We start from the raw sequence: 11,108 nt of genomic DNA, 5'->3' as shown, positions 1-11,108 counted from the left end.
CGTGCAAGTAGTGATTACGATGGCGGGCCAGGGGTCCCGGTTTAGAGAGGTTGGGGTCATGGTCCCGAAACACGAGATTGTCGTGCGCGGCAAGAGTTTGTTTGAATGGGCCATGCGGTCCTTGACCGACCTGGTGACGGCCCAATTTATCTTCGTGGTGCGTCGGGGCCAATATCAACGGGCGGCCTTGGACCGGCTGATTGCGCAAGCGGGGATTCGCCACTACCAGCTGGTGGAAATCGACCAGCTCACGTCTGGTCAGGCGGCGACGGTCATGGCGGCCCGATCCGTGTTGACGCCGGCCGATGGCTTGGCCATTTACAACATTGACACCTACGTTGAGCCCGGGCAAATTTTACCGGCGGATTGGCACCAGGCCGATGGCTACTTGACGACCTTTCAGGCGCCGGGTGATCACTGGTCGTTCGCCCAAGTCGATGCGCACGGGAAGGTCGTGGACGTGGTGGAAAAGCGCCGCGTCTCGAACCACGCTTCAGTGGGGTTCTACTACTTCCGGCGGGCACAGGACTTCTTTCAGTTGTATCAAGACCATGCGGCAGCGGTACTGGCTGAATACGGCGAAACGTATGTGGCCCCGTTCTACCATTATTTCTTGGCCGACCACGCCCACGTGACCATCAAAGACATTCCGGTCGACACGGTCCACGTGCTGGGCACGCCAGCGGAATTGGCAGTGTTTCGTGCGGCGGGAGATTGAGTGAGCTGGCCGCTCTCGGCTACACTGGTAGTTAACCGCAACGATTCGTTCAGCCATGACTAGTGGTACGCGGGCAATCGTGCATTAAGTCGTCATCCCACGGGAGATTGCGGTTATCGTTGTTGATAGCCATTACTGTAGTTAGTGAAGGGTAGGCGGCCACCTCTCACGGTAGCGTGGCTCAAGAACCAATGTCTAGTTCAAAACCCTGGAATTTTAGAGGAGGAGGCAGTCGTATGCGGACAGTTTGGGCGATGGTGTGTGGCACCATTCGCGATCAAGTAGATTTTAGTTTAATCATGGATTACCTCCTACAATGCCGGGAGCGAGGCGTTATTCAAGGCATTGTGGTCAGTACCTGGACCCATGAATTTGACGAGCTCGAGGACTTACAAATGGCGTTGGCCTTGAACAACGTGGCCGTCGTACAGTCGGCGCCCAATGATGCGCTGGTCGGCGACATGCGGTCGAACTCCGTGAATTACTGGCGGCAGGCTAAGCAAATGCAAGCGGCGTTGGACCGCATCCCACCCGAAGCCATTGTTATCAAGACGCGGACGGATCGGGCTTTGCCAGCAACCAAGCGTTTGATTGCGATGCTCAAAGATGAGGATCCGTTGCCGTTGGTGGCCGACCGGGCGCAAACGACCGGGCTGACCCAGTTACCACAGGTCTTGACGCATCAAATTGCGATTTTTAAGGCACGGACCGGGCGTCTCCTGCAGTTCACCGACTTTGCTTTCATGGGTTACAGCCAAGACATTCGTAAGCTACTTAACTTTGATATCTCCGACTTCACCTTCACGCGGGGCTTAGTCGCCAACATCCAGTTTTTCATTTACCCCTTCATTCGGGAGTATCCCGTGATGCGCGACTACTATCGCGTCATTGATTTTTACCCGTTGCTAAAGGACTTGGCCACGTACACGACTCAGGGGGGCCAGGAGTTTCCCAAATTTTTCGAGCGGGTCTACGCGGTCTACTTCGGTTTGTTAGCGCTACATTTTAGAATCGGCAGTCTCTTGGATGCGGATAAATTGGGACCGGTGACGTTGCCGATTGAATTTTCAGCGCTGTTTCATTCGGGGCAGGGTAAGCACCTGGTACACGATGCCTTGGGGGTCACGCTGAATTCACAAGACGTGTTGATGGCATTCATGGCGCAAGCGCCGACAGCAAACGCACCGACGCGTCAACGCTGGTGGCAACGGTCAAAGGCGGATGCGGCTGTTCCACCGGCTGTGCAGGAGGCAGCGACCAAACGGGTGTTGACCCAAATTTCGCAGTTGACCCCGGCTACTTGTGAACGAATCAGCGATGACGAGTTGGCCGACCTGGAGACCTTTGCGGCCAATCAACAGTTCTCACCGCATCCGTGGTTGCGCATCCATCAGCCGCAGTTAGCAGCGCAACCGGCGACGTATACCAAGTCCATGCGCTATGCGTTACCTGGTATTAGTGACACTGAACGAGACGCCTTGTGGCAAGCTTGTGCGGCCGGGAGTAGTGCCAATGGCGTGCTCTACCGGTACTGGCGCGACCACAACATTGCGCCCGAAAACGCCGCACCTTATCTGATGAGCAGTGCCCGCACGGACAATCGCTTTAGTATTTTGACGATGACGCGTATTTTGCGGGCGGGCCTCGCCGCGGACACCGTGACGGCAGAGATTTTGCGAATCAACGACTTTTTTGCCAGTTTTCACGTGCGTCACGGGCAAATGAACGCGGAGATGGCGGCCTACTGCCTGGCACGTTATCTGTATTTGGTTGAGCATCAACAGAAAATCCCCGCGACGGCCAGCGACCAGGTCAAGGTCGTGTTCAACCATTATCTACCCGGGAAATTTGCGGCCTTTGCCGCGGCGGCGGCGGACCCGGCGGCGTTGACTGACCTATTCGATCAAGCGATTGCCCAACGCCAGGGCCCTAAACAGGCGACCGCCCGCCAGCGGGTCACGGAGATGGCTCTGGAGGCCACGCATGATGCCAAGTACTGGCTACAGCTGGAAAAACAGTTCAATGGGCGCAATGCCAATTATGAAAGCGCCTACCGCTATGGTATTTCCTGGCAATTGATTTAATGGGGGTGGCAGCCAGCTAAAGAGTGTTCTATTCGCTAAAATTAGTGAAACTAGAAGCCTGCATCAGCCAACACTAGCTTCATGGGTTAGCGATTATCAGCACCATTGTGTTAGTCAAAGACTGGTTGCCAAATTAACTGCTAGCTGGGGTTAAGTCGACCTTTCATTGGTAAGCGCCCCGTAGCCGAGAGTCCACCAAATATGGGTTCAGCCGTGGGAGTTGTCTTAGCGGCGCGTTTCATGCCGCTTAGACAATTGGCGTCTTTGAGACGCGATTTTCGGCTCAAAGCGAGGCCGAGACCGCTTTTCAGGCTCGGTCCGGTCCGCCCACCGCGTTCCAACCCATAGTTGGGGGACGGTAGGCGGCCAGTACACACTACGAAGCTGTAAACAACTAGTTTTAACGCGAGAAGTCGCCTGATGACAATGATTCTAGCCAATTTTTAGCTTTCGACCTTAACGAACTTTAAACGAGAAGAAGTATTGATTTGGAGGGATTCACGTGGCTCTACTGACCATGCAACAGATTAAAAAAATTGTGGGTGGCGAATGGGTCGTTGCCCCGCAAGATGAGACGGCAACGGTCCAGCATTACGGGCTTTATGGCGGGGAGATTCGCCGGGATATTGGGGCGAACAACTTGCTCTTTGCCATGTCCTTGGAGCACTGGCGCCACGGTTCTGGCAACTCGGGGGTGTATTTGAATACCTTCAAGGACAATCACGATAAGGTGGTCGCTCTGCAGCCCTACCTCAAGATGGCAATCGTGGAACGCCCCGTGCCCGAGAGTTCCGTGCCCCAGTTACAGGTGCCCGACGCCTATCAGGCCATGGAAAAATTGGTCCGCGTCATTCAGCCGGCTTACACGGGGAAAAACATTGGCGTGACGGGTTCCGTGGGGAAGAGCACGACCAAAACACTGATTGCCTATCTGTTGCAGCACCTAGGGCCGACCGTGAGTTCCGTGGGCAATCACAATTCCCGGACCAGTGGCAAGATTCAGGCGCTCAACGTTGAGCAGAGTGACTTCAATGTTTTAGAGCTGGCGGCAATGGCATTCAACTATCAAGAGCCAGGCGAAAAACGCATTGGGATTGCGGCGCTGGTACCGTTTGATTTGGCGGTCCTGACCCAAGTTGATGCTGGTCAAAAGGGTTGGGACGCGCGGTTGACCGCCGACGTCAAGACCCGGATGGGCGCTAGCCTTAAGCCTGACGCGCCATTTTTGGTCAACGCGGCTATTAAGAATTTAGACGAGGTCACCGATTTTGTGCATCGCTACACGCAAAATCTCATTACGTACGGGCTGACGCCAGCGAGTGACTACCAGGGGCAGTTGGCCGCAGATGGTCAATTGACCTTGATCCATCAAGGGATTCGGTTGGGCAAAGTGGATGCGACCGGCTTGGATGAAGGCATGGTCAGCGACATGGTGGGGGCGTTGACCGCGTACCACTTGCTGGGTGGGCAATTGACCCCGGCCGTGCTATTAGATTTCGGCGAAAAATGCGCGCAGACCAGTACCCGCAAGGTTCACCGCTTCGTTGCCAACGGCCATCAGGTCACCATCGTGGACGATACCCACAACGCGGAACTATTGTCGATCAAGAACTTTATTCACTATGCGCAGCACTATCAGGTTGGCCCCCACACCAAGAAGCTGTTCATTGAGGGCCGGGTGATCAATCTCCGCAAGATTTCAGTTAAAACGCATACGGAGGTCACCCAACTCCTTAACGCGGCCAATTTTGACCAGTTTTACACCTATGGTCCCGAAATGGACTGGGTCATCCCGGCAGCGGACTTTGCCAGATATGGTGGATATTTCACAACACCGTCAGCCGTCACGCAAGCGATTGCGGCTGAGGCCGACCAGGACTTAGTGATTTTTATCAAAGGTGACAGTCGGAACAGTTCGATTGACCGCATCGCCGAGAACTTAATGCACAATCTTGATTACTGGGCGACGCCGGCGAGTGCGTTTGCGATGAGCATTGGCGCAGACCAACCGTTGGCTTACAGCCGCAACGGGGTCGGCCGGCTACTGATTATTCTCAAAATCATGGAACAGTTGGCGGCGGGAAAATTACAACTGACGGACGCCCTGACCATTACCAACCCGATGCCGCGAGACCACAGTCGCCATAAGATTGGCCTCACCAAAGACGCGGCTTATACGGTGTATGACCTCTTGACGATTGCCATTGTGACCTCGGCACCGGACGTGATCATGAACCTGGCTGAGCATTTGTACGGGACTCACGGGCGGCAAATCGTGCAGGCTTTGCGGCAACACGCACAAGCCTTGGACCTGTCTGATCAGACCGTGGCCAACGTCACGGGTCGGCCGACCAAACAGCCCCAGCGGACGTATTTAGCAGACTTGACCAAGATTGGGGCGGCGTTCACGCGGCTGCCCAACGGCATTTTCAGCTTACTTAGTGCGCAACAGATCATGGTCAACGGAAAGCTGCATCACAAGCGTTCACAACTTTTTAAGACGGGCAAAATCGCGGGGTCCGTGTTCAACGACTGGCAGGAACGGTCGGGGCTGTACTTCACCCATGACCAACAGGGCAAGCACGCGGTCGCCTTCATCAACAGTCCGCACCTGAGTACCGCGGATGCGTTGATGGCCGACTGGGTCGATGACCGGGTCGACAGCGCGCAACTGGTACCAGCCAACACCACGATTCACTTACAAACGCCGGTGGTCAACGTGCTAGCGGATACGTATTTTGGTGAGGATTACACCCGTCGCCGCCAGCAACGCGACCAGACCGACGCGCTACAGAAGTATGGCTATGGCCATTCGTTTGCCAAAATTGGAAAATTTTTCAGCGACAGTGATTATAACCTGGTGAACTTCGAAGCAGTCTTTGCGCAAGGGGCGAGCCCGCTGGACGACGTGAAACCATTTGTTCTGGACGCCCGGGCCGAACCGACGTTGGCCGAACTGAAAAAGCAGCATTTTAATCTCGCCATGTTGGGGAACAACCACGCCAACGACTATGGACCCGACGCCTTGAGTACGACATTGACGGCGTTCAAGTCTGCGGGCATGGTCACGGTAGGTGCCGGTAATGACCGCACGGATGCGCGCCGCGTGGTCACCCTGGATTTTGACGGGCAACAGCTGGCGTTATTTAACGGCTATTGGTACCGGAATCCCGCGGAGAACCTCTTTGACTTCTACGCTCGCGCCAATCAGCCGGGTGTCAACTGTCTTGACACCTTGATGGCCCAAGATATTCGCCACTACAAGCAAGCTCACCCGCAGGCTTTGGTCGTGGTGAGTGCCCACTGGGGGACGGATTACGGCGACATCAAGCCCGCCCAAGAAGAAACGGCCCAACGATTAGTCCGGGCGGGCGCGGACCTGATCATCGGCCACGGGCCCCATCGCCTGCAGCCCATCACGTACTTGGGTAAGGCGCCAGTGCTCTACAGTATTGGCAACGGGGTCTTTAACAACAATGGTGAATTCAAGAAACGCGACGTGCCACCGTACGCGGCCATCGTGCGCCTGAACATTGTGGAGCATCAACTCTACTGGTGTCCCATTTACGCGGATAACCGGACGACCTTCTGGCAACCGGATTTCGTTTCAGACGCAGACTTTGCCGAGATTTGCCAGCTTAACGGGCCCAAGTTTGCGACGACCCAGTTAGACAACGGCGTGAACGCGGCCGTGATTCCGTTTTAATGTGAAGGGGGGCAACACGAGATGAAAATCATGAAATGGCTCGGTGGCTTGCTCCTCTTGGCCGTGCTGATTGGCGGCGCCATGTGGGGAATGAACCGGATGTATCGCGGGATGTTTGGCAACAACCATTACTACCAGCGGTCACGCGCCTACACCACTCAGGATGGGCTGTTGAATCAAAAAATGCGGTCGCCGCAGCAAATGAAACGGCTCACGCAACTGACCCACGGTACTCGGTATACTGGTAACACCAGCCTGGACCAAGCGGCCAGGACTTACCGGTATCGAGTGGGTAAGGACGATATTAGTAATTTCATGGGAACGGATGCCAAACTCCAGCTGTACACGACCTCTAAACTGATGACGACGGCCAAGGTCCGCGTGGCCGCTAGCTTTTGGAACCGCGTGGCCGGCCAGCCAATCGTGCAGGTCGTCCAGTCGGCCAAGCAAAGTGACGAGGTGATTCACGATGCCCAGCCTAAGGCCCACGACCAGTCGTTAGGCGGGCAGACCTACGACCGCCAGGGAATGGTGTTTTACCCCAAAAACTGGCGCTCATCGGGATTAGCGGCTACCGAAAAAAGTGACTGGCAAACGGCCGTGTTGATTCGTGAAATTGGCCACGCACTGGGCATCCCCAGTCTAGCCGGTGGCCGGCAAGGGACCAACGCCTTTGACCAGGGGAAAATCACCGCCGAGGTCATGAGCTATTGGTCCGTCGGCAGTGCGGCACCCGCGGCCAATCGGCAGGGCATCACGAGTACCACCATGGACGGTGCCGCGTTGGCACTGGCCGGCCTGAGCTGGCGGCGCCCCCAACGTCTCGCCAGCTGGGTCTTCACCCAACATCCCGTGATCGTGCACGTCCACGATGACCGGGTCACCACCAAGTAAAAATAATTTGGGCATGCGAACAAAGGGCAGTACAACGACAAACTCCTCGGGAAATGCGGTTCCTTGAGCGGTTAACATCCACACGGCAACTCGTCGTTGAAGGGCGTTCGCGCAACAGAAAAGGACTCGACTGGTCAACTTCAATCCACCAGGCGGGTCCTTTTTGGGTAGCCATTTAATTAAAAAATAGGCGGCCAAGTACTCACAACGTTAGCTAAACGCCAACACGTCGGGGCCGTAAACCAGGTTGACGCCGAGTTTAGTGGCCACGTCAGCTGCATCCTTAGCCGTCACATTGGCGGGGATCAGCGTGAGCCCATCGGCATCGGCAAGCCGCTTACTGGCGGTCCAATCGGCAAAGCGATCGTCGCTTGCAGCGCCGGTGCTCAAGACGTGGTCCACGCCTTGGCTAGCCAGCCAGTCGAGCGCGGTCCCACGGTCTTGTGGCCGAATCTGATTGAAGGCCGTGCCAAAGGTCAGCGTCATCCCGCCTGCCGCCGCAATCAGGGTACTGAGGGCTTCCACGTCCAATTGACGCTGGTCGGTCAGGCCACTGAGAATGGCGCCGTCTACCCCGAGTTGTTGGGCTTCCAACAGGTCGGCTTCCATCATTTTGATTTCCACGCCATTGTAGGGTGCGAAGCCGCCGCGGGGCGCAATGATCAGGTCTAAGGTGACCTGGTGCTCATGAGCGTAGCGGACAGCCTCGGCCATCACCCCTTTACTGACGGTGGTGCCACCCGCAGCTAAATTGTCCGCGAGGGCCACGCGTTTGGCGCCAGCCCGAATGGCAGCGGGGAGGTCTGTATAATTTTCTAATAACGGTTCAACTAGTAGCAAAATCGTCGTCCTTTCTCCGCTTGCATAACGCAAAGCGGCTAACAGTATGGTACAATATATCCACTCTATGAATGCTTGGGGGGCCACAGTATTGGTCCGCCGGCATTCGTGATGACAGTCTAAATTAGGAGGAACGCCCTTGAAATCAGAATCCAAGCAACACCGGTCGTGGTTTTGGAGCTGGGTCATGAACAATCGACTGGTTGCCATCCTAACCGTCACGCTCCTTATTTTACTCATTTTACTGGTCCTAAGTAAAGTCCCATGGCTCGCGACACCATTTGTACTGGTGGGGCAGATTCTGGGGCTACCGGTCATCTTGGCGGGCATCGGGTACTATCTGATGAACCCCGTGGTCGATCGCTTAGAGCGCCGCGGAATTCGCCGCAGTTGGTCCATCATCGGCCTGTTTATTGTCGTGGCGTTGTTACTGGCGTGGGGCGTCATTAGCTTGATTCCTATGGTCCAGCGGCAAACGACGATGCTGCTCACAGAATGGCCGCACTACTGGCATCAGCTGACTCAGACCAGCATGCAGTGGCTCCAAGATGACCGCTTAGACGGCGTGCGCGAACAGTTAGACCAGTTCAATCAGCAGCTGTCGGCTAGTTCTTCGACCGCGTTGTCAGGCCTGGCGAAAACGACGGTCAGTTCCGTTGGCGGTATCGTCAGCCGGGTCGTGTCGATCGTGGTGGCAGTGGTGACCGCGCCCTTTATTCTCTTTTATTTACTACGTGACGGGCGTCAGCTACCTGAGTATTTAGCCCGGTTGTTACCGGTCCGTCGACGCGCGTCGGTGGTCAAGCTATTACGGGAAATGAATCGCCAAGTCAGCAATTATGTGCGGGGCCAGTTGGTCGTCGCCTTTATCGTCGCCGTCTTATTTTACGTCGGCTTTCTGATTGTTGGGCTGAAATTCGCGCTACTCTTGGGCATCGTCGCCGGGGTATTGAACCTGGTGCCGTACTTGGGGTCGTTTTTAGCCATGATTCCCGCAGTGGTGGTCGCGGCCTTCGTGTCACCTTGGATGTTGGTGAAGGTCTTGATCGTGTTCATCGTTGAACAGACCTTAGAGGGACGGATTATTTCGCCGTTGGTTCTGGGGAGTTCCTTGAAGATTCATCCGTTAACCATTATTTTTATTTTACTGATTGCTGGTAAGGCGTTTGGCGTCTTAGGTGTGGTGTTGGGAATCCCAGGCTACGCAGTCATTCGCGTGGTCGCCACCGAGATTTTCCATTGGTACCAACAGTTCGCTGGCGGCTATGACGAACCACAACCCGTGCCAGCACAAGCAGAGGAGAAAACGCATGAAGAAGATTGATCAAGCCGCAAGCTTTTTAGCGGCGCACACCCAGCTCTTTCGCTGCCCGGTGTGTTTAGCACCTTATGAAACGGTCGTTGGGCACAGTCTGGTTTGTCCCCACGGCCACAACGTTGATTTATCTAAGAAGGGGACGCTGTACTTTATGCAGCGGGCCGTGGCCAGTGAATATGACAACGCGATGTTAGCTGCGCGGCGCCGGATGTTACAGGCCGGCCTCTTTGCCGGTATCACGGCGGCGTTTGCGGCCAAATTGCCCGCGACGCCCCAGACCATCTTGGACGTTGGCTGCGGAGAAGGGACGCCATTAGATGACGTGCTCAGTCACCGCCCGGGTCAGCGCGACGTGGCGGTCGGCTTTGATTTATCCAAGCCAGGCATCAATCTGGCCACACAATTGGCCAACGACGCCTTTTTCTGCGTTGCCGACCTGGCCCAAATGCCGTTTGCAGATCATCAGTTTACGGCGATTCTCGACTTGTTTTCCCCGTCAGCTTACAATGAGTTCAACCGGGTCTTAGCACCCGGGGGTCAGTTGCTCAAGGTGATTCCCAACCCAGATTACCTGATTGAGTTGCGCCACGCCATCTTCCCGGCGGACAGTGCCCATGCCAGTTATGATAACAGCAATGTCTTGGACCTGTTCCGTCAGCACTATCCGACGGCCACGGCCGAGCGGATTCGCTACCAAGTCCCGGTGCCCGCTGAGTTGTTCGCTGACTTGATGTTGATGACACCGATGCATTGGGGGGCCGATGAAGAACGGCTAGCCGCGGTCAAGGCTGATCCGTTCCCCGAAATCACGGTTGACGTGACGCTGTTAACCGCTGAGGGCGTGAAGTAAAACGTTTAAGTTTCTGATAAAAAATGCTTGTGAACCTAACAGGACAGTGTTATATTTATCGATGAGAAATCGTTTGGCGGTCGACATCAGCGAATAACTGTTGGTGGCTGACAAGTAGCACTTCACTAAAGTAGCCCCTCGCCGTGCCCACACCGAGGAGCTGCTTTTTTTTGCGCTTTTTTCTAAAGTAGGGAAGTGGAATTACCGCGGTGAATTCCAGAACAATAGTATTTTATCCAATGAAGTTAGTGAACCCCTGCGTCAGCCAGAGATTCCGCTGGCTATAATGGACGCCGCTAGCTGTCAAAGTCGTCTCGTGCTGTAGAAATACCGTCACCACGGCTGGGGCAATCTCTGGTTGCTAGTGAGGTCGAGACCTTCGTTCGGCTCAGTTCGGTCTGCCGTGTTGGCGGTCAACTCTCACGACGAAGTCCTAGACGACTGATCTTACCGCGATAAGTTGCATGGTGACGATGCTTCAGCGAATAAGCAATTGATAATTCAAGCAGAATAGATCAATGCGAAATTGGTTCAGGTCACCCGACAATTGGGGTTCTAAAATATCTGTTGTTGGTAATCAACTTAATTGGTTACTGGCAGCGGATATTTTTGTATACTGTATAGAGTAAAAATGGGTACAAAAAAGGGATATAGTCGCAGATCTATGTCCATCCACTACCACATTTCAAGAGAAAGAA

The 11,108-nt window shown here is 55.0% G+C and carries 7 protein-coding genes; 6 read left to right on the top strand and 1 reads right to left on the bottom strand.

The window, feature by feature from the left end:
* The first annotated feature begins 1 nt into the window (after nt 1).
* From EKM83_RS11855 to EKM83_RS11840, 4 genes are all read left to right on the top strand, one after another.
* Complete coding sequence (locus EKM83_RS11855) at nt 2-718, top strand: glycosyltransferase family 2 protein (protein WP_164505667.1); 717 nt, start codon at nt 2-4, stop codon at nt 716-718.
* Between the two features lie 236 nt (nt 719-954).
* On the top strand, nt 955-2,802 hold the full coding sequence (locus tag EKM83_RS11850; protein WP_125577706.1) for a hypothetical protein: 1,848 nt from the start codon (nt 955-957) through the stop codon (nt 2,800-2,802).
* A gap of 502 nt (nt 2,803-3,304) precedes the next feature.
* Nucleotides 3,305-6,508 carry a CapA family protein gene (locus EKM83_RS11845; protein ID WP_125577705.1) on the top strand — a complete coding sequence of 1,068 codons (3,204 nt, stop codon included), beginning with the start codon at nt 3,305-3,307 and terminating at the stop codon, nt 6,506-6,508.
* Between the two features lie 21 nt (nt 6,509-6,529).
* Nucleotides 6,530-7,402 (top strand): zinc metalloprotease, encoded by an 873-nt coding sequence (locus EKM83_RS11840; RefSeq protein WP_125577702.1) that lies wholly within the window; start codon nt 6,530-6,532, stop codon nt 7,400-7,402.
* A gap of 210 nt (nt 7,403-7,612) precedes the next feature.
* Here EKM83_RS11840 and EKM83_RS11835 read toward each other — a convergent pair whose 3' ends face one another.
* Nucleotides 7,613-8,242: a copper homeostasis protein CutC gene (locus tag EKM83_RS11835; protein WP_125577700.1), complete on the bottom strand. Its 630-nt coding sequence runs from the start codon at nt 8,240-8,242 to the stop codon at nt 7,613-7,615.
* Nucleotides 8,243-8,381: 139 nt separating this feature from the next.
* On the opposite strand from EKM83_RS11835, the gene EKM83_RS11830 reads away from it, so the two are divergent.
* Both EKM83_RS11830 and EKM83_RS11825 read left to right on the top strand, forming a co-directional pair.
* Nucleotides 8,382-9,566, top strand: a complete 1,185-nt coding sequence (locus EKM83_RS11830; RefSeq protein WP_125577698.1) for an AI-2E family transporter — start codon at nt 8,382-8,384, stop codon at nt 9,564-9,566.
* Complete coding sequence (locus tag EKM83_RS11825; protein ID WP_125577696.1) at nt 9,553-10,410, top strand: methyltransferase domain-containing protein; 858 nt, start codon at nt 9,553-9,555, stop codon at nt 10,408-10,410. Before EKM83_RS11830 ends, EKM83_RS11825 begins: the two co-directional genes overlap by 14 nt.
* The last annotated feature ends 698 nt before the right edge of the window (nt 10,411-11,108 follow it).

Source organism: Levilactobacillus angrenensis, from assembly GCF_003946085.1.
GTDB lineage: Bacteria > Bacillota > Bacilli > Lactobacillales > Lactobacillaceae > Levilactobacillus > Levilactobacillus angrenensis.
This window is presented reverse-complemented; position numbering and strand designations above follow the sequence as displayed.